The organism is Yimella sp. RIT 621, assembly GCF_004146205.1.
Lineage (GTDB): Bacteria > Actinomycetota > Actinomycetes > Actinomycetales > Dermatophilaceae > Yimella > Yimella lutea.
Window position 1 is genome coordinate 1 of sequence record NZ_SEIP01000023.1, and the last position, 18,073, is coordinate 18,073.

The following is an 18,073-nucleotide window of genomic DNA, read 5'->3' on the forward strand; positions in this document are numbered from 1 at the left end:
ATGCCCCCGCTGCGAACAGCGGCAGATGCGGAGTTCTGCCTCGGCCTGGCCTTGCAACCAGACAGGCGAAATCGGTGCGGCCTCCAACCCATCCCGAAGAGGGGGTACTGGTGGCTTTGCCTCAAGCGATCCACAACCTCCGCGCCGCTTCGACCTGCGCCTCGCGGGAAGCCGGCCACCGGAAGCTCGTGATCCACCTTCAAGGACGCCGCCTGCTGGTGGTGAAGTTCATCGAATTCGACGTCCGTCAGGAACACCGGACGCTGCGTGGCACGACGGCGGGCTTCTTCCAGACCCAGGGCTAGGCGGATGACCCTGAGGCTGGGCAGGAGTTCGCGATAGAGCGCCAGCGTTGTCGAATTGACCACGTCAGCGATGGTCACGTTGATCCCTGCAGCGAGGAAGTTCGTCGCGAGGTTTGCGGCGTTCCGGACCCCGAGCTGTTGTTGGGCCGTCCCCTCGGGACCGTCCCATGGTGCGGCGCCGCCGTTCTTGACCAGCTGGCGGATGTCGTCCACGTCGATGAACGCGGTACGTACGGTCGTTGCGGCCAGCGCGAGCGCAGTGCTGCTCTTGCCAGCGGCGGGACCTCCGGTGAGAAGCAACGGTGCGAGAGTCATGGGAAGCACGGTGCGACGTTTGGGCGGTTGTTAGCGCAGGAGCCGGATTGGCCGGCCGCGAGGACGCGGCTTGAGGCGATCATCGGTTCACCGCTGCCCTCGGAGCAGGCAGTCGAGACGAGCACGTCCCCAGAGTCCTGGAAACAGAACCTGAAGCGGTCGAAGTACTCGGTCGCTGACCGGATCTACCTGCTGACCGGGCCGTTTCCGCCGCCCGATCCGGCCATCTAACGCTCGTGGCCACGTCGGAGGTCCGTGCTTGGACCGTGGCGGCCGGGCAAGCCCGGTCGTTCGCCCAGGTCGATACCGCGGTGCGGCAGCTGCACCGGGACCCCGGTCTGGCGGGTGGAGTCGCGGACCGCAGGGTCCCTCGTGGCTGGCGGCGTGACCGGGGCGTCGGCATTGGCGGGGACATCGGTGTACGGATCCAGGTGGGCCGCTACAAGTTCATTGTTGCGCGTGGCATCGAGCAGTTCGCCTCGCGCCACCTGGGCGTCATGCACCGCGCGCATGGTGCGTTGCATCTGCTTCATGACCGCGTACCAGCCCCGGGCCGAGGTGGTCGACGACGCGCGCAGCGCAAGGTTGAAATGCACCAGCGCGAGCCCGGCACTGCTGGTGCGTGGTTGCAGGCTGCCGTGACCATAGCTGCGGTGCCGTGGCTGCTGTGGCTCGAACGAGACCCGCGCGGCTTCGTCGGCGACGGTGCCGAGCTGGGAACCCGTTTCGCGGTCGGGGTGATGAATCGCAGCCAACGCGAGCAGGCTCGCGGCCGTTGCCGCGTGCGATCGCCACTGGTCGACGTCGTGCGGGTCGGTCTGCCGCACATCGGATTCCCAATCGGCCAAATGATGGTTTGCCTGCTCCAACTCCGCCGGCGCGTCAACAGGTTCAGGATCGGTGACGGGAGCTTCGTCCCGCCACAAAGCCAACGCTTGTGCCCTCGTTTCAGGGGTTTCGTTCATCTCCCACAACGACCGGCGCAACGAGGTCAGGGTGAGGTCCGGTGCGAGTTTCGAGGCCGCGATCCGGACCGATTCCTGATCGGCGAAACACACGCTGTACCCGGTGACCTTCTCCCGCCCACCGGGTGCCCACCGGGGCACGATCTCCAGGTCCTGGTTCGCGAGGTTGTTCAACCATTCGGCCTCGGTCCGAGATCCCATCGCGATGCCACGAACGACCCGCTGCAAGTGCACCCGGTCCGGGTCGATCGGACCACGCCCGGATAGTTCTCGTTCCTCCGCCCGACGCAACTCAGCCTGGGAGTAAGCGCTGAAACCGGGCTGCCGTTCACTCTCGACGGCAGGTTGCGCGTAGGTGGGGGAGAGGAAGGCGGAGAACTCCAGCTCAAGCTCTCGGCCGATGCGGTCGGCGGCGAGCTTGGACTTGTGTTCCGACGCCCAACTGCCATCGTTGCGAACAAGGTTCACCATCACGTGAACGTGATCGTTGCCCTTCGCGGACAGACCGTGACGAACCGCGACCCACGACGATCCGTGACCGTTCTCGTCGACGAACCCCATGCGCCTCACGTACTCGTGAGCAAGGGTGTGCCACTGCTCGTCGGACAGCTTCTCGTGGTGAGGAGGCAGTGCCATTGACGCATGGAACATGTGCGTCCGACCGGTCGCTTCAACACCGTCGCGGTGCAGCTGAGCGCGGCTGATTCCACCCTGCGAAGAACCCACTAGGGCCAGCTGCTCCACGTAGTTCTCGCGCCACGCACCTTCGACGACCCGCCCAAGAATGGTCGCCTCCTTGAGGGACAACTCGCCCGCCCATTCGAGCTCGAGGCCGGGCGAACCAGCCACCAAGTGCGGGTTGGAATGCTCGTTCGCTTTACCTGTCCCGTACAGGTAGCGGGTCAGGCCCGCCGCATCCGAGCCGGACTTCAAGACGCTGATCCTCACTGCGTGCGCTCCGACTCCGGAAGCTGCTCGATGAGTGCCGTGATCCGGTCCGCAACCTTCGACAGATGCTCAATCGTGGCCAACAGTTCCTGCTCGGCATCCAACCGATCCGTCGTGTTCGCGACCCGCGCCAACTGATTCAAGTTGTTGGAGTCGATCGCAAGCAAACGGCGCACTCCGTACAGCTCGTCATGGATCCGCGACAGCTTCGCCGACGCGACAACACCACCCGTCGTCAACGCGCGTTCATACAACCGCGGAACCGAAATGCCCTGCACGGCAGCCAACGCCTGCACCCGCACCCACTCCTCCTCGGAATGGCGAATGACCGTACGAAAGTCACGAGCACCCCCAGCGGAGTTCGACCGGCGACGACCGCGGAACAACCTGGCGGGACGCGACGACGAATCAGGCGAGTCAGGCGAATCAGAGCCCTGGTCGGCCACCGCGATACCTCCCGCCAAACTCGGCGACGAGCGGCCGCGCCGCCGTCGAAAACTACCGCTTGCGCTCGTCAGTCTCTCATAAGTCGATCCGCCAGGCGAAGCCCAAGGAGCGACTTAAGGCACCTAAACCTCCGACTTGCTCCGGCCGAGACGGTGGCGCTTCCGCGCTAATGCCCCTGCCGGGAGCCGAAGCCCCTAGGGGGCGGTCTGATGCGGCCGGCATGTCGACGGCCCGGCTTACCATGAGTGCATGAGCGAGATCACCACCAAGGCACAAGAACTGCTCGCCGGCCGTGTCGCCAGCGTCGAAGAGCTCGAGCGCAGACGGAACGAGGTTGGTCGGCTCCGCGAGGCCCTGCAGGCGGCGGAGCGCGGGGAAGCCGAAGCGTGGAGTGCCGCAACCTCTGCGGGGTGGTCGGCCGCCGAATTGAAACGGCTGGGCTTTTCCCAGCCGCCCACCAGGCGCGGGGGGCGACCAGCCCGAAAGACAGCAGCGCGGAAGAGCTCACACACTCACACTGAAGGTGACGGTCAAGAATGAGCATGGATCTGGACAACTACGCCGACCGGGTAGTGATCGACGTTCGGCTCTCCGAGACGATGATGGGGCCGGAGCTGGATGAGTCCTGGGTGCTCACCTTCAATCCCGAATTGTCCTGGAATGAGAAGGAAACTCGAGAGGAGCTGAAGGGCATCGCCTCCAGCGTGGGCGGCGGTTGCTGCGGGGAGCGTTACATCCTGTCCACGCAGCGCAACGAAACCCGCTGGGGCCCCTCAGCAGCGAGTGTTGAGTTCTTGATGACCGTCAGCGCCGATCTCACAAGCGGCCTGCTCGCTGCCCTCGGGGTCCTCGGCATGAACGCGGTGAGGCGCATACGGCAGGACCAAAGGCTGGACCCGGACCTATGTCTCACCTTCGATGAGACCTCAGCAGAGTCCGAAGCCATGCAAGCGGTCGACCGACGGACTGGGTCGAGAAGTGCACATCTCACGACCCGGGAGATCTCGACCCCAGAAGAAGGCGTGTTCCAGGTGGTGCTCTACGCCGATGAGCTCGACCAAGAGTTCCTCGTAGAGGTACGCCAGATCGACGGCCTGGCCTGGCTCTCCAGGGTCGTCCGCGTCCGCCGCAACAGTGCCCAAGACTGACTGAGGGCGATCCGAGTAGTTCGCGATGGTGTTGTCGCTGATCGGCTGCTGCGCTGGTTCCCCTTGCCCTCGTGTGCCAGCTATGCGTTCGGTTCGTACATCGGCAGGGCCTTGGGGCCCTCAGTCAGATCGTCGAACCGGGTGAGTGACGCGATCTCCCCACGAATGACCCGACCGACGACTGCCCTCGACAGCCCGACAGTGGCTGCGATCGTGGCCTGCCGCTCCCCCGCGGCGTTCATCTGGTGAATCAGGGCGTACTGGTGACGGTTGACCCGCGAGGGGCGACCAAGCGGCTTCCCACTCGCCCTGGCGGCCGCCAGCGCAGCCTTGGTCCGCTCAGCGGTGATATCTCGCTCGAACTGGGCAACGGCCCCGACAAGGTTGAACAGCAACGTCCCGGCCGGGGTGGTGGTATCGATGGCCTCAGTGATCGACCGGAACTCGATCTCGCGCCGCCGGAGTTCGTCGACGACAGCAATCAGGTGCGACAGTGAGCGCCCGAGGCGGTCCAGCTTCCACACGGTGAGCACGTCCCCTGCCTTGAGCTGAGCCAACAGGGCGTTGAGCCCCGGCCGGTCCTGTTTCGTGCCGGAGGCGTGATCGGTGACGATGTGCTCCGCCGCAATGCCGGCGCGCTGGAGCGCGTCGAGCTGCATGGCGGCGTCTTGATCAAGGGTGCTCACTCGCGCGTATCCCCACTGGGTCACGACCGCCGCCCTTCATCAAATGTTCGAAAGTGCCGAAACTGAGAGGTTTCGAGTGTAGCGCTCAGTGAGCAGGGTTTTCGAACACCGATGTGGACCGGTTTGAGGGTCCGGCGTGGGGTGACCGAAAACGATCGTCACTGGTCGCGGCACCGAAGCTGCCGCGCACCTCGGAAACACGGTGTTATGGGAGCCTTGCAGGGGGCCGGCGTCCCACGCTGCTAGATACGCTCAGCCGGTGCTGATTTGGGTAGAGAGGGCGGCCGTGGCCGCTGGGGTTGTTGTGGCGTCCGCTTGCTCAGGTCAGAGTGGGCTGAGGTATCCGACGCCCGCACCTCTGCCACCAGGAGCCTCGGTCGTGGCGACGTCTAACGCTTCTGACGATGACGACCCCTTGCGCGGAAAGATCCAGGTCGTTGACGTTGGTCGGGCTTCCTGGAGAACGGTCCAAGAGCACTACGTTGCTGCGTATCCGCAGAGCAGCGGCTGGCGCGTTCACAAAGGCGACCATGAACGACTGTGCCTTCTAAACACCACCAACGCTCACCACGACAGCGTTCTCGACGTGGCGCCGTACGAGGGCACACGCGTTGCCTCGACCCCGCATCGGTATCTGGTGATGATCACCCACGTTGAGCGCGGTCAGGGCAATTGCAACGCTGCGTGGCAGTGGGCGCCCGTTGACCTGCTACCAGGACCATCGAACTAAACGGGGTCTCACCGGACACTGTGAGCCGCAGTGGCAGCTGTCACGAAGGTCTCGCTGCTAAGTGTCCGGCGCCGCTGTGTCGGCCGCGTTGATCCCGTCGGCGAGTGGTTGCCGAGACAGCGACCTTCCAGCCGGGTGGCCACGTCAACGCGGCGGCGGCCTCGTACCGGTGTCGAGCGATCCTCTCGGGTCTTCGCGACCAGCTCGGCAGTTGCCCGTATCCAGCGACGGGATCGAAGGAGGGCCGGATCCTAGGTGCGCGGGATGCCGTCACGCGGTGGCGTCGATGACGTCGCCATTGCGTGGGAGCAAGCCGTTGAAGGTGAGGCGGACTGCATTGGCGCGAGCGATGTCAGCGGTGTCGATCGCTTGGACATGAACGTGCGGTTCGGTGCTGTTCCCGGAGTTCCCGCATTGCCCGAGCACGTCACCGACCTGTACGTGCTGTCCTGGCTGTACGCGCACGCTGCCATGGACGAGATGGCAGAGGGCTACCACGATTCCGCCGCTTTCGATGAAGACGTGGTTGCCGGCAAGCGCTACCCATCCCGCCTGTGCTCGACGTTGCTGGGTGAGGGCGTAGCCGATCGAGGGGAATCCGCGATGCGCGGGATGGTCCGGCTCGACGTCATGTGCTGCGATCACGACTCCCTGCACAGGTGCCAGCACGCTGCGCCCGAAGCCCGGGAATCGCTCCGGGCGTTCGGAGCGCAGCAACGAGCCGAGCGTGATGGGCGCGGAGCGTCCCGCGTCGTTGACGGGCACGAAGTCGATCGCGTACGACGTCGCGAACAACGCTGTGCCGTGGCTGGGCACGCGATTGGCCGGGCTGTTCTGGACGAGCCATCGACCTGTGAATGGGTACTCGAGGTCAAGGAGGTCGGCCACCCGGTTTCCTTTCTTGGTCAGACGCGACGACTGTGAAGCGAAGATGCAAGCCTCCCCGTGGCGCTACTCGACGCTCCCACTAGCCTCCCACCTATTCATCCCCCAGGCGGTTGATTCTCGCCCGCGGTCGACATCGCAGGGTGTTCCGCAAACGACCGTTTGAGCTACACGCGTAGCGTCCACACGGTCACCACGATCGCCCCTTCAAGTCCACCTCGCCGGTCGGCCACTCAGCAGCATTGCCATGCACCGGCAGGATGAAGAGGGGGTGTCCTGCTGGCGAGGAGATCGCGCGCCCCTCTCGGCTGATCCACCGTTCTGGCGCACTGATGCGCTGCCAGCCAGATGAGGCGTAGAACGGCACGACAGACTCGGCGCAGCCGAGGAAGCCGAACTCTATGTCGGGGTCAGCGAGCATTGACTGGCGAGCGGCTTCCATAAGCTGCTGGCCGAGGTGGTGACCACGGCCAGCAGGTGAAACTAAGACTCCACCAACACCAGCGATGGTCACTTCCTGCCCATTGACCGTGATGACGCGCTTGGCCCATCCCACGTGGCCAACGACGGCGCCCATAGCGGTGGCGATCAGATGGACGTCGTGCGGTGCGTAACCGTAAGGCTGCTCAAGATCCCACTCGCCGTGCGTGGTGAGGTACTCATGATCGAAAAGCGCCCGGAGTTGATCAATCCGGTGCGCGGTGAGCTGCTCGTGCGGCTCGACGAGGATTTGGGTGGCTGATGATCGCATAGTTCACAGCGTGCCCGATGCCCTGGAACTTCCGCGCCCAAGATTGTTCGCCCGCCAGCCAGCACATTCGCCGCGTAGCTCAAACGAAGGTTCTTGCACCCCTCCGTGTCGGTGACATCTGGTGAAGTGGCCTGCATGCCACCTATTACATGGGATAATTTATGGAATCCCGTGTAATAAACACATAGGGTGTCCGTCATGGCCACGCCGACCGACCCACCCGCAACGCCCTCGACGTACTCGGTCGCGGGGACGATCGCACGGGTGTCAGCGACCACAGATGCGGTACAGCTGCTCGACGACGTACCGCTCACCGAGGCCGAGACCGAGTATGTCGAGGCGGCGCGGGCGGCAAACACGTTGCGTGGGTACCGCTCGGATTGGACCGAATTCACCACCTGGTGCGCCCAGCATGACCGGGACCCGTTGCCGGCGGCCGCCTCGACGATCACCGGATACCTGTCCGACCTGGCCAGGGCCGGCGCGAAGGTCGGCACGATGAGTCGGCGCTTGTCCGCACTGAAGTTCGTCCACCAGTTGCAGGACCTGCCCGACCCCACCGCGAACGCCCGGGTGGTCGCAGTCTGGGAAGGGATCCGCCGCACCCACGGCGCACCACCAGACCAAGCCGCCCCTCTCATGCCCCCGGAGCTGTTTGACGTCCTCTCCGCCTGCCCCACCACCAAAACATGGAAGACCAAAGGCAAGGCGCCCGAACCCGACCTGGCCGGGCACCGCGACAAAGCCGTGCTGCTCGTCGGTTTCGTCGGCGCCCTGCGCCGCAGCGAACTCGCTGCCCTCCAGGTCGAGCACGTCGATGAGCACCCCAACGGGCTCGTCCTGTCCCTGCCCCGGTCCAAGACCAACCAGCACGGCACCGAAGCCGAACTCGTGGTCCTCCCCCGCTCCGGCAACCCCGACCGCTGCCCGGTCACCGCACTGCGCGCCTGGCTCGAGCACGCCCAGATCACCACCGGCCCCGTCTTCCAAGGAGTGACCAAGGGGAATAAGGCGAGTGGCCGGCCGCTGCATCCCGAGTCGGTCAACAGCCTTGTGCAACAAGCGATTTCACGCGCTGGGATCGACCCACTCCCCTACTCCGCACACTCCCTGCGCGCGGGGTTTATCACCTACGCCCACCTGCGCGGGGCGACCGACCGCGCGATCGCCCACCAATCCCGACACCGGTCGCTGGCCACCCTCGGCGGATACGTCCGCATCCACAACGCCTGGACTGACAACGCCGCAACCAGCCTCGGCCTCTGATCCTCACCCGCCCGTCATTCCAGCGTGGGCCCACGCTGGACGAGCGTTATCTTGGGCCACTTTGAGGACACCCAAGAGCGCGCGAGCGAACCTCGACTTCAAGTACGTCAAGAGCGCCTCGGCCTCACTATTGAGCATTCCGATGGTGATGAAGGTGTTGGTGACGATGGTGCCGGGCCGAGCACCGTCGGGTTGGCCAACGGGATGCCCCTCTACGTTCTGGCCGTGTTGCTGCTCCCGGGTTTGAGCGAGTCGTCGGCGTGGACAGCAGAGGGATGCGCAACAACGCGCAGCCACTGTCCCGGAGCGAGCTCGGCGAGTGGGTTGTCGCCAGCAGGCAGGTCCTCCATTTCAAGGTAGCGACGCCATGTGGCGCTCGAAGTCCCGCTCGCTTGGTCTGCAATGCTCGGCGACCAGACTGTGGATGCGTTGCCAAGGTGCACCCAACCTGAGGGGAGGTCTTCAGTCTCGAAGGCCGTAGCGGGTATACCGAGCTCAAGTTCCTCGTTGAACCCTTGGACGAAACTAACGGATGTCCTTGCAAGAGAGCAGATCTCAGCATGGGTGGACCATCCTGCGATCATCCGCTCTCGTCGCTCGGACACGTGTTGCTTTCCCTCGTCGGCATGGACCAGGTCGCCGTATTTCCAGGCTGCGGCGAGTTCTGTGTCCGACCATGACTGGGGATCGAGGTCCGAGTCGAGTCGCTGCTCTGAGAGGAAGTAGCGGGAGCCCTGGGCGTTTGCGGCTGTCTCCCATCCCTCGCGAAGGTCGCGGATCGCCTCGTCGTACTCGACCCAGCGCGGGTGGTTCGTCGCTTTGCCGAGTCTGCGTAATGCCTTCAGTCCTGTCTTGTAGCTGCAGCGATCTTCGAGGAGGAGCGGGCGGGCGCGGGCGGCGAGGGCGTCGAGTTGCACCTCGGGTGGAAGGAGCTTCCACACTTCCGCAGATCCGTCGTCGCGTTTACGTAACGACATCGCGTGGGCTTCGCCGAGCAGGTCGGAATCGTGTGCGATTGGCACAGCCAACACTCGTCCGCACCGAAATACGAACTCTGACACGCGATCGGTGAGCGTCGGTGTGCGTACCGCCTCGAAAGTAGTCATGCCACCCCGCTATCCGTCGTCGATGACGCGAGCTGGGGCGCCGGGACCGAAGGTGACGGTCCGTGCACTCCCATCCGAGAATGCGATCAGTGAAGGGCGTTGTATCTTGCCGGACGGCGTAGTGGTGAGCGGGAACCGCATCCCGTCGACGGGGGCTCGGCGAACTTCGTCCGGTGCTGGTCCCGTCGAAGGCCTTGAGTACGGCGGCAGTCGGATGTCTGACGCGCTTGCTTCCTGAAGCCGGAACGCCGCGGTGTGGAACAGAGCCGCATGGGTGCGGGCGAACATCCACGCTTCGGCGAGGACCGCCGGGATGTCGATGCGCAGCAGCGTGCGCTCGTAGCCGTTCTTCTCCTCACCTTTGGCACTCCCGGGTCGGCTGATGAACTCGAGAACAGTGGTGTCGAAGAGGTCGAATGCGGAGTCTCCGGTGAGTGCAGAGAGCTTGACCTCACCTTCTGGGCTCGGAGGTTCATTGGTGAAGGTCAGTCGAAGTGAGTCTTCAGGTCGGGCCGCGACGCCGTGCTTGATTTTGTTGTAGGCGGCGTTCACGTCAAGGTGGCCCGGCAGCACGAGATCCCAGGCTCGGTTAATCCACAAGATTGAGTTCTGAACCGCGTCGACCTGCGTGTCCGACAGGGTTGTTCCTACGGGGAGGGGGAACAGGAGGCCGGCGAAGACCGGCAAAGGGTCGACGGGCAGGACTGCTGCGTACTCCTCTGCGAGGTCGTTCCACCTCGTGGGGCTGTCGATGATCGTCAGCCAGAGGCTAGTTGGCCGCTCAGTGTGTCGGCGTTTAAGAAGTGCATAGAGGAGGCGGAGGAGCGATTCAGCCGCGTGGTGACGCGCTTGGATCGCATCTGTGACTGCGTGTAGTTCGTTCTGAGCTTGCCGCGGATCGGCTTCGGCCACGTTGCCGAGCAACTGCGCAAATTGATCCCAGTTATCACCAGAGCGCTCGAGCGTGTTGAGGTGTCCGTCGGTCGCGTGCAGGATCGCCTCGATTCTGGCGAAGGCTGCTCCTGCTGGGTCGGAGGTGAGATACCGCTTGTCGAGGTCAAGTAGCTCACGCTCAGTAAGGCTCGGGCCAGATGGAACGGGATACATCACTTCCCTCGCTGCGTCCGAGGGGACCGCTTGCGGGCTGGGGTGGCAGCCGTCGTGAGGAGGTGGGCACTGAGTTCCTCGTAGTGGGCGAAGAGGACCTCTTGCCGACGAAGGAACGTCGGATCGAGTTCCGTGATACCGAAAACTTGGTCCACCAACCGGTCAAGTCTGGTGTGCGCCTCGCGTACGGCCTCGGTCATCCTGGTCGGGCTGTAGTGGTCTTCGAGCGACATCTCGGGTCGTTCGGCACGGGCGTCGAGGATTGCTTGACCGGCCGCTTCGATGGCGTGTCGTTGGTCGGCGGGCATGGCTGGGAGGGGGAAGTTGTAGGTGCGGCCGGCTTTCGTGTCGATGCAGTCGGCGGCCTCGTGGGCGTCCTTGCATCCCTCGCAGATCATGACGGTGGTGGCTGCCAAACGTCGTCTTCCTCTTCGTAGACCCAGCCCTCCGGCATTTTCTCCTCGCCAACGTACCAATCCCCCCAGCCATCGCATTTGGATACCGGAATCAGTCGACGAGCAGCCTCTCCGGTGAACCGGAGCCAGTCTTCCCGCTCGGCGTCTTCTGCCGACTGAATTTCTCCCAACACCGTCCTGAGGTTGGTCGGGAAGTTGATGCCGACGCGGAAGTTGGATTTGTAGCAGAGGATTTCTAAGTCGTCTCCGTCGCCGTTCTCACCTACGCAGCACGTGCCGTCCGAGTAGTCGTCGAGCCAGTCCTCGAAGCGGTAGCCATCACCTAATCCGAGTCGGCGGTAAAGATCGTTGCGAGAAGCCAGGACGACAGACTCCCCCACCGTATGGTGCGCGACCATGCCGCACTCATCGCACTGATGTGTGACAGTCCAGTCCACTCCGTCGACCTCATCCGGCTTGTAGGTCAAGGCTTCGAGCTGGCACCGCGGGCAGGCGTAATAGTCGGGCGTCGGGCTGACGGACAACGGCGAGCTGGCTAGGTCGGAAACTTGTGTGCCCCCCAGCAATTCGGCGAGCCTCTCCCAGTCCACGAATATGGGTGCTCGATGACGACTTGGACGCCACCGGACCCCACCGTTACTAACGGTGAGTTCACCCAGCTGAGCGTCAGCCGAATGAACAACGAATGACACGCCAGAGCGACCCACCTCAACGGACGGCGCGGCCATCGAAACACGATGTTTGGGCATTGCCGATCACTGATCCTCCGAGGTCGACTGCTCACGCAACTGGTTCAGAACGTCGTACACCGTGGCCGCCATGGTCAGAATCATGACCTACGACCTGCACCAACACATCAGAAGAGCGCGGATTTCCCACGCTACGGGCGGTCAACCAACGCAACGCTACAGCGTTTTAACGTTAGAACGCTTAAACGCTGTAGCGTTCCAACGCTACTTAGAATTATCCCTAGTGGTATTTAGCCGCTACAACGTCGAAACTCCACAACGTTCTAGCTACAAGACGTTTAGGCGTTATGCCGCTTTACCGTTCCAACCCCACAGCGCTTAAACGCTGCTGTGACGCCAGTTTTCCAGGGGCTCCCATGCGAGTAGATGGGCCCGCGCGCTCCGCTATTTCCCTCTAGGTGTTCTAACGTTAGAACGTCCCCAGCGTCACACGGTTGTAACTGTTCGGACGTTTAAGCGTTATGACGTTTAAACGTTTAAACATTTGGACTGACGAGTTCCCACAGGGTGTCCGATGGGGAGTCGATTGAAGTTCGCGCTTTCAACGCCTTCTCCCTGGGCTTTATAACGTTAGAACGCTATGACGTTGTAGCGTGCTAACGTTGTGGGCATGGTGAACATCTGTGTTGTGGCTTCGCGTAAGGGTGGCGTGGGTAAGAGCACCGTGGCTTATGAGTTGGCTGCGGTCTTGGACGCGGTGCTGCTGGACCTTGAGTGGGACGGTGGGGGAGTGAGCTCCACCTGGGGTTATCGGCATGAGGGACGCGCGACAGATGCTCTGCTTTCGGCGATTGAGCGGGATCGAACTCCTCGTTTTCTCAAGGGTTTTCGTAAGCCGCACTTGGTTCCTGGTAGCCCGGACCTGGTCGATGTTGGTCTCAGTTCAGAGGATTGGGCTGATCTGATTGATCGGTGGGCGGGGGGGTGGGGCAGTGAGTGGGTTGTGGTGGACACTCACCCGGGTGCGTCAGCTCCGACTCACGGTGCGATGTCGATCGCGAACGTGATCTTGTCGCCGACCGGGCTGCGTACCAATGACCTGAACGGCACTGAGCAGTTGGTGCGGGAGATGGCTGATTACCCGTTGGTGCTGGTGCCGAACATGGTGCCTCGTATCCCGCCTGCAGCCGAGGTGAAGCGGTTGGGCGCGATCGTGGATCAGACCCCGGTGCGGGTCGGTCCCCCGATTCCCTACGTCAGCAAGATCGGCACGCGGAAGCGGCGGATGGCGATGAGTGCTGAGGATCCGACACCGAAGGCGTTCCAGGGCGCTGTTGATGCCTACCGGGAGCTGGCTGACTACGTGAAGGAGTACGTGAAATGACGATTGATGGTCTCGCCGCGATGAAGCAGTCCCGTGATGAGGCGTCGGAGAAGGCGAAGAAGAGGAACTCTGCGCGTCACGCGCCTCCGCCGCGCAATCCTGCAAAGCAGAAGCCGGAACCAGCCCCAGCGGCTGTGGTGGAGGATGCGCCCGCGGCCGAGGTCGTGTCTGCGCCGCGTCAGAAGGTGGCTAAGCCGGTGGTGAAGGCGGTGTCGCCGGCTCAGAGTGCGCCGCTGGCTCCGTTGGTGCGGTCGACGATCTACCTGGATGAGTCGGCGAATGAGTGGTTGGAAGACATCGCGATCGATGGACGGCGCGCTAAGCCGAAGGTTGATGCCTCGCGGAGCGCGGTTGTTCGGTTGGCGGTTCAGCGGTTGATGGAGAGCATGACGCCGCAGCAGGTCATCGATGAGCTGCGTGGGCGCGCGGAGCAAGTTCCTGAGCAGGCGATCGGCAGGAAACGGCTCTAGGGCGCGTGGGGTGGCGTGTTTGAGGGGTTCTAAGGCGTTTGGAACCCGTTGAGGCACAAACACATTCGCCTTTTACTCGACCACGGGGAGTGCTGAACTCACTGCCGACGAACCGACGTGGTCGCCAACCTTGACTGCGCGACGCGAGCACGATCGCGAGCCCATGCAGTGGCGTGCGCGATCTTCAACGGATCTGGAAGCCCCTCGAACCATGCCGCGCGCTGCTGAGACCGAGCGGCAAACTCACCCTCAGCCAAGCTGGCAAGCCATGCTCGACGACGATCATCCGGGGCGACCCCACTGATCTGGTCCCGTTGAGCCAGGTGCGCTTTCACCCGTTCTTGATCCACCAGCGACAAACCGGCGAACTTCTCCGACCACTCCTGACGACGGTGTGCACGTTCAGTCTCCGACAGCGAACCCCACCACTGGCGTTGTCGAGCACGGTCAGCCTTCACCGCTGCAGCACGAGCCCTGCTCCAGGAGCTTCCAGATCGCCAGGCTGCACGCTCAGCCTGCACCGTTGCACGCAGCGGTGCCCGTTGCTGCTGGTCGAGCAGGAGTAGTTCCCGCGGGATGGGCGCTAGCGTCCTGTGCCAGAGCCCGTCAGCGGTGCACGCTGCGAGGCCTTCTCGCTGCAGCGTGTGTAGACCCTGGAGCAGCGTGCGCAGTTGGCGGGGGGTAGCCGTGCTGGTGGGGGAGTCCGTGAGCAGGCAAAGCTGAGCGAGCTCGGTGGGCGGGGTGGGCGTTGCAGGGAGGTGGCGCAGGGTGGTCCAGGTGTGCCGGGGTCCGTGCAGGCTAGAGGGGTGGATGTGGGCGTAGGGGGTGTGAAAACTAGGTGGGTCAATAATCGACACCCCGTCAGCCAAGGGCGGGATTTCGAACTCGTACGACGAGGAGTGCCTCGCGGGGACGAAGGAGTCCTTGTGCAGTCGCCCGACGCCGCCGGCATGAAGCCGTCGCAGCTGGGTGCGGATAGTGCGGCGGTCGGCTACCCCCGTGTCCAGCACCAGGTTTCGTTCAGGCACCGGGACCCGCAGACAGTTCGTGCGCTCCATCCGGTCCAAGACCGCGTGCCCCACGGTCAGTAGGCCGGGGCGCGCCTTGGGCGGCAGCGTCCAAGCCACCTCGAGCAGGGCACACCTGGCCGCGAGAACCGCCTCGGCGACAGGGTCGTCTGGGGTGGGGACTGGCTGGTGCGCGTCATCGCGCCGGACCGCGGTGTTCCAGGCAGTGCGGACCCAGCGCCGGTATGACTCGCGGGCGCGCTGCATCGCTTCTGGATGAGCTGCCTGGATCGTCGCCCACGCCTCCGGGGCGGTCCACCCCGCCTGCACCATCCGCACCGTGGCCACATGCTCCACCGCGGAACGGGAAGAATCCGCGCCCTCCTGAAAGGCCGGCGCAACCCCAGTGAGCAGGTAGGTAGACCACTCGCGAGGAAGGTCACGACGCGTCCGCCGCCGCACCGGCATCAGCGCCACATCAGCCCGGTCGTCGACCGGCAAGGGCGACGGCGCGGCGATCGCCGCATCCATCAAGGTGGCGACCAGGGCCTGCTGAGCGGCCCTCACATCCCCCAACGGGGCTGTATCCACCCCGGTACGGTGCGGCGCCGACAACGGGCGCACTTCACGGCGCACATCCACCATCGACGACGGAACGCCATACGAATCACGCAGAGACGCGACGAAATCCGGAAGATCCTCCAGATTGCCGCCAGCGAGAAACACATGCGCACGGCCATCCGCACCCCCACTCGGCCGCAGAAGACGCCACACCGCGTTTCGGTCAGCCCACGCACACACGTGCTCAGCGATCGCCCATCCAGCAACGCCGTCGACATCAACGTCAACAACAACCACCCCGGGCACCAACCGACCCACCACCGTGGCCACCGCACCCTGACCGATCAGCCCAAGCGCTGCATCCAACGATGCAGCGACCACGCCCGGAACTCGCCGGTTCTGTGCATCCAGGCACCACCAAGACCCAGCCACAAACAACCGAGCATCCAACTGGACACGCGGCGATAGCTGGAAAACAGGGTGCGTAGGAGCTACGCTGGGTAGCACAAAGCCACCTCTCTGACGGAGGGTTATATCGAGATCGAGCTGGTAACTCGTTCTCAACAGCTTTCAAATGGCGGGCCGGTGCTGGTAACACCGGCCTTCGTCATGTCAACGGCCTTTACCGTCTTCAGGTACCGGTCAGTGGGAGTCCTTCCTGTGGCGTTTGGGGCTTCGGCATAGGCGCAACGTCAGGAAGACCCACATGGGCTGCGAGTACTGAGGCCACGTACTCACTCACCGAAACGTCACACTCTGCTGCTCGGGCCTGGATCACTTCGGCGACGCGCTGGGGGGGACGACTAGCGATTAGAAGACGCTGTCCCTTGTGCGGCTGTGCCATGCCCCCATCCTTGCGTGTAACTGTTAAAGATTCCCGGACCCTCGAAATGCGGCGTGTCCGCTAACACTGGACACGAAAGAGAAGGACTGAGGGTGTCAGCACCAGCCGCAGCCGCGATACGCGGACATCTTGGTTGCAGGTGCTGCGTGTGCCGTCGGAGCAGCCACCGTGAACATGGTGACCGCGCTCAGCAGGGCGATAACCATCTTGCGCATACGGGATCTACGTCGGTAACGGGGTCTTCGACTTTGAGCGGGCCCGGGCAGCCGCCGCACACGCTGCGGGCCCCACCTCCTCTTCAGCTGTCGCTGAGGTGACCGACGAGCGAGTGCACCGCGCGATGGAATGGGCCGAAAGAGACGCCCCGCTGTACTACACCCGTCACGTTGACGATCGGCTCCTCGCGGCCGATGGGACGCTGAACCTCGCCGTCGCCGGCCAACTGGTTAACGATCATGATGAGTGGACCCGGACCGGGAAGCTGAGCCACGAAACAGCGGTGCGTGAATGGGCACGGCACCTGGGCCGTGCCGAGTTGGACCCACCCGCCGGGGAACACCCCACTGCCGCGCAACTGCGTGAACTCGAAAAGGCGTGGAAGATCAAGGCCGCGCCGGTCGCGAAGTTGACCGTGGGTAAGGCTCAAGAATTTGCGGCCGAGCACGCACCGACGTACTACCGTCGGCACGTCGACGAGCGGCTGCATGGGTCAGACGCAGGAGCAGAACTGCTGACAGACATGGCGGCGCTACGCGATAAGGGCGCGATCCCGTTGCGCAGCCGACAAGAAGAGTGGGCGCGCTGGTCAGGGGAGAACCTGGCCGGTCTTGACGACGCGGAACGGACAGCCCGCTTGGAGGAAGCATGGGCGGCCGGCGTCGACGAACGCGGAGCACTCGAACTCGAACAACTCCGCCAGGCATCTTCGACGCAGGAGATCTCCGGGGTCTCGGAGAGGACCGCGACCATGGACGAACAGCTGCGTGCCGCGTATGCGCAACACCTCGACCCCGAAGTGGCTCGGGAGATCTCGCAAGAGGACTTGGCGCGGTCCTGGCAGGCCGCGAGCGTTCCCGCGACCAGCACCCCCGGCGACCAGGCCGCAGCCGAGCAGCTGCGGCGCCAGTTCGTTGCACGGTTCGGCACTGACCCCGGCCAGTGGGCCAGTGAGCAACAGAACGCGGCACCCGGCCGAGGTCGGGACTGGTTGCTGGTCGACGTGCTGGCCGACCAGGCAGCCGAGTACGGCGACCGGATCGACGCGGCGAATGCCCGCGCTGCGGCGCGAGCCGGTGAGGCCGACGCGACCCACACCGACCCAGAGATCGCGGCACGGGGAGAGCACCGATCCGACGTCGAACGCCGCACGGCTTACGCCGAAGAAGCAACGGCTGAACTGTGGCACAACGACGAACAACGAGCCCAAGAGGAGGGCGCACAAGATGAGGACGTCGCCTACGACCGCGCCGATGAATCCGACCTGAGAGCAGAAGGGGTCACACCCGACGCGCGCGAAGCAGTCGTCGACTCCTCCCACGGGTTCTCCGCGCCTACAGCGACCATGGTCGCCAAAGCTGGCCGCACACCCAAGAACCGCAAAGCACGCAAGACCGCGACGGCGCGTACAGCAGAGCGAAGCGCAGACCGCAGCCGGGGACGCTGAACCGCACACCACCATCCACAGAGAAGGCCGGGCCCCGCAGACCAGCGGGGCCCGGCTTTCTCTGGGTGATGTCGACGAGCGGCCGATAATAAAAGTGAGGGTCATTCGGTTCTCTCCGGGTCCGTCAGAGCCGGAAATAAGTTCCCCAAGAAGGAAAAACAGTCATGGTACAAACCGTCCGTAAACCGGGGCAAGCTCCGAGCGGGCCGGATGTGCACTGGGGTTTCGTGAATATTTGCTATGACACCCAGGTGTATCCACGAGGGCATCATTGCTAGCGCGTTGGGGTGTCGGTAAGGAACGTGTCACCAGGGGCGCTCGGGGGTCTGGTGGGGTCGCGCTCGGGCGGCAGCGGGCCGGGTGACACCAGTGCAGAGGCG

The 18,073-nt window shown here is 64.0% G+C and carries 17 protein-coding genes; 6 read left to right on the top strand and 11 right to left on the bottom strand.

Going from position 1 to position 18,073, the window contains the following annotated elements; genetic code table 11:
* From EU513_RS16215 to mobC, 3 genes are all read right to left on the bottom strand, one after another.
* Positions 1-518 (bottom strand): hypothetical protein (locus EU513_RS16215; RefSeq protein ID WP_205744816.1); only part of this gene is annotated, 518 nt, incomplete at its 3' end.
* 329 nt (positions 519-847) lie between these two features.
* Positions 848-2,533: a hypothetical protein gene (locus EU513_RS15175; RefSeq protein WP_129627617.1), complete on the bottom strand. Its 1,686-nt coding sequence runs from the start codon at positions 2,531-2,533 to the stop codon at positions 848-850.
* A complete protein-coding gene (mobC, locus tag EU513_RS16030) occupies positions 2,530-2,835 on the bottom strand; it encodes a plasmid mobilization relaxosome protein MobC (protein WP_168990311.1) in 306 nt (101 codons plus the stop codon). The genes EU513_RS15175 and mobC overlap by 4 nt, the downstream gene beginning before the upstream one ends.
* Positions 2,836-3,229: 394 nt before the next feature.
* On the opposite strand from mobC, the gene EU513_RS15185 reads away from it, so the two are divergent.
* Both EU513_RS15185 and EU513_RS15190 read left to right on the top strand, forming a co-directional pair.
* Positions 3,230-3,520: a hypothetical protein gene (locus EU513_RS15185; protein WP_129627623.1), complete on the top strand. Its 291-nt coding sequence runs from the start codon at positions 3,230-3,232 to the stop codon at positions 3,518-3,520.
* Complete coding sequence (locus EU513_RS15190) at positions 3,517-4,128, top strand: hypothetical protein (RefSeq protein ID WP_129627626.1); 612 nt, start codon at positions 3,517-3,519, stop codon at positions 4,126-4,128. The genes EU513_RS15185 and EU513_RS15190 overlap by 4 nt, the downstream gene beginning before the upstream one ends.
* A gap of 80 nt (positions 4,129-4,208) precedes the next feature.
* Here EU513_RS15190 and EU513_RS15195 read toward each other — a convergent pair whose 3' ends face one another.
* The 3 genes from EU513_RS15195 to EU513_RS15205 form a co-directional block, all read right to left on the bottom strand.
* Complete coding sequence (locus EU513_RS15195) at positions 4,209-4,814, bottom strand: recombinase family protein (protein ID WP_129627629.1); 606 nt, start codon at positions 4,812-4,814, stop codon at positions 4,209-4,211.
* Positions 4,815-5,814: 1,000 nt separating this feature from the next.
* Positions 5,815-6,432 (bottom strand): M23 family metallopeptidase, encoded by a 618-nt coding sequence (locus EU513_RS15200; RefSeq protein ID WP_061712677.1) that lies wholly within the window; start codon positions 6,430-6,432, stop codon positions 5,815-5,817.
* Positions 6,433-6,619: 187 nt separating this feature from the next.
* Positions 6,620-7,180 carry a GNAT family N-acetyltransferase gene (locus EU513_RS15205; protein WP_129627632.1) on the bottom strand — a complete coding sequence of 187 codons (561 nt, stop codon included), beginning with the start codon at positions 7,178-7,180 and terminating at the stop codon, positions 6,620-6,622.
* A gap of 198 nt (positions 7,181-7,378) precedes the next feature.
* Between EU513_RS15205 and EU513_RS15210 the strand changes: the two genes are divergently transcribed.
* A complete protein-coding gene (locus tag EU513_RS15210; protein ID WP_129627635.1) occupies positions 7,379-8,446 on the top strand; it encodes a site-specific integrase in 1,068 nt (355 codons plus the stop codon).
* A 212-nt stretch (positions 8,447-8,658) separates the two neighbouring features.
* On the opposite strand, the gene EU513_RS15215 is transcribed toward EU513_RS15210, so the two are convergent.
* Genes EU513_RS15215 through EU513_RS15230 form a run of 4 tightly spaced genes read right to left on the bottom strand, consistent with a single transcriptional unit; the run spans position 8,659 to position 11,665 of the window.
* Entirely contained in the window at positions 8,659-9,552 is an 894-nt protein-coding gene (locus tag EU513_RS15215; protein ID WP_129627638.1) for a hypothetical protein, read from the bottom strand.
* A gap of 9 nt (positions 9,553-9,561) precedes the next feature.
* Positions 9,562-10,659, bottom strand: a complete 1,098-nt coding sequence (locus tag EU513_RS15220) for a hypothetical protein (protein WP_129627641.1) — start codon at positions 10,657-10,659, stop codon at positions 9,562-9,564.
* On the bottom strand, positions 10,659-11,075 hold the full coding sequence (locus tag EU513_RS15225; RefSeq protein ID WP_129627644.1) for a type IIL restriction-modification enzyme MmeI: 417 nt from the start codon (positions 11,073-11,075) through the stop codon (positions 10,659-10,661). Before EU513_RS15225 ends, EU513_RS15220 begins: the two co-directional genes overlap by 1 nt.
* Positions 11,054-11,665, bottom strand: coding sequence for a hypothetical protein (locus tag EU513_RS15230; protein WP_129627647.1), 612 nt, complete (start codon positions 11,663-11,665; stop codon positions 11,054-11,056). The genes EU513_RS15225 and EU513_RS15230 overlap by 22 nt, the downstream gene beginning before the upstream one ends.
* A 769-nt stretch (positions 11,666-12,434) precedes the next feature.
* Here EU513_RS15230 and EU513_RS15235 point away from each other — a divergent pair.
* Together EU513_RS15235 and EU513_RS15240 are read left to right on the top strand one after the other, a co-directional pair.
* Complete coding sequence (locus EU513_RS15235; RefSeq protein WP_129627650.1) at positions 12,435-13,148, top strand: ParA family protein; 714 nt, start codon at positions 12,435-12,437, stop codon at positions 13,146-13,148.
* A gap of 20 nt (positions 13,149-13,168) precedes the next feature.
* The gene (locus EU513_RS15240) at positions 13,169-13,618 is read left to right on the top strand and encodes a hypothetical protein (protein ID WP_129627653.1); all 450 of its coding nucleotides are present in this window, start codon (positions 13,169-13,171) and stop codon (positions 13,616-13,618) included.
* 98 nt (positions 13,619-13,716) lie between these two features.
* Here the strand turns inward: EU513_RS15240 and EU513_RS15245 are convergent, their stop codons facing one another.
* The gene (locus EU513_RS15245) at positions 13,717-15,567 is read right to left on the bottom strand and encodes a hypothetical protein (protein ID WP_168990312.1); all 1,851 of its coding nucleotides are present in this window, start codon (positions 15,565-15,567) and stop codon (positions 13,717-13,719) included.
* A gap of 776 nt (positions 15,568-16,343) precedes the next feature.
* Between EU513_RS15245 and EU513_RS15260 the strand changes: the two genes are divergently transcribed.
* The gene (locus tag EU513_RS15260) at positions 16,344-17,693 is read left to right on the top strand and encodes a hypothetical protein (protein WP_129627665.1); all 1,350 of its coding nucleotides are present in this window, start codon (positions 16,344-16,346) and stop codon (positions 17,691-17,693) included.
* Positions 17,694-18,073: the final 380 nt, after the last annotated feature.

Bases quoted from the DNA above. Each gene is read 5' to 3' on its own strand.
- EU513_RS15185 (WP_129627623.1), top strand. From the start codon at position 3,230: ATGAGCGAGATCACCACCAAGGCACAAGAACTGCTCGCCGGCCGTGTC.
- EU513_RS15190 (WP_129627626.1), top strand. From the start codon at position 3,517: ATGAGCATGGATCTGGACAACTACGCCGACCGGGTAGTGATCGACGTT.
- EU513_RS15205 (WP_129627632.1), bottom strand. From the start codon at position 7,180: ATGCGATCATCAGCCACCCAAATCCTCGTCGAGCCGCACGAGCAGCTC.
- EU513_RS15210 (WP_129627635.1), top strand. From the start codon at position 7,379: ATGGCCACGCCGACCGACCCACCCGCAACGCCCTCGACGTACTCGGTC.
- EU513_RS15215 (WP_129627638.1), bottom strand. From the start codon at position 9,552: ATGACTACTTTCGAGGCGGTACGCACACCGACGCTCACCGATCGCGTG.
- EU513_RS15220 (WP_129627641.1), bottom strand. From the start codon at position 10,659: ATGTATCCCGTTCCATCTGGCCCGAGCCTTACTGAGCGTGAGCTACTT.
- EU513_RS15235 (WP_129627650.1), top strand. From the start codon at position 12,435: ATGGTGAACATCTGTGTTGTGGCTTCGCGTAAGGGTGGCGTGGGTAAG.
- EU513_RS15240 (WP_129627653.1), top strand. From the start codon at position 13,169: ATGAAGCAGTCCCGTGATGAGGCGTCGGAGAAGGCGAAGAAGAGGAAC.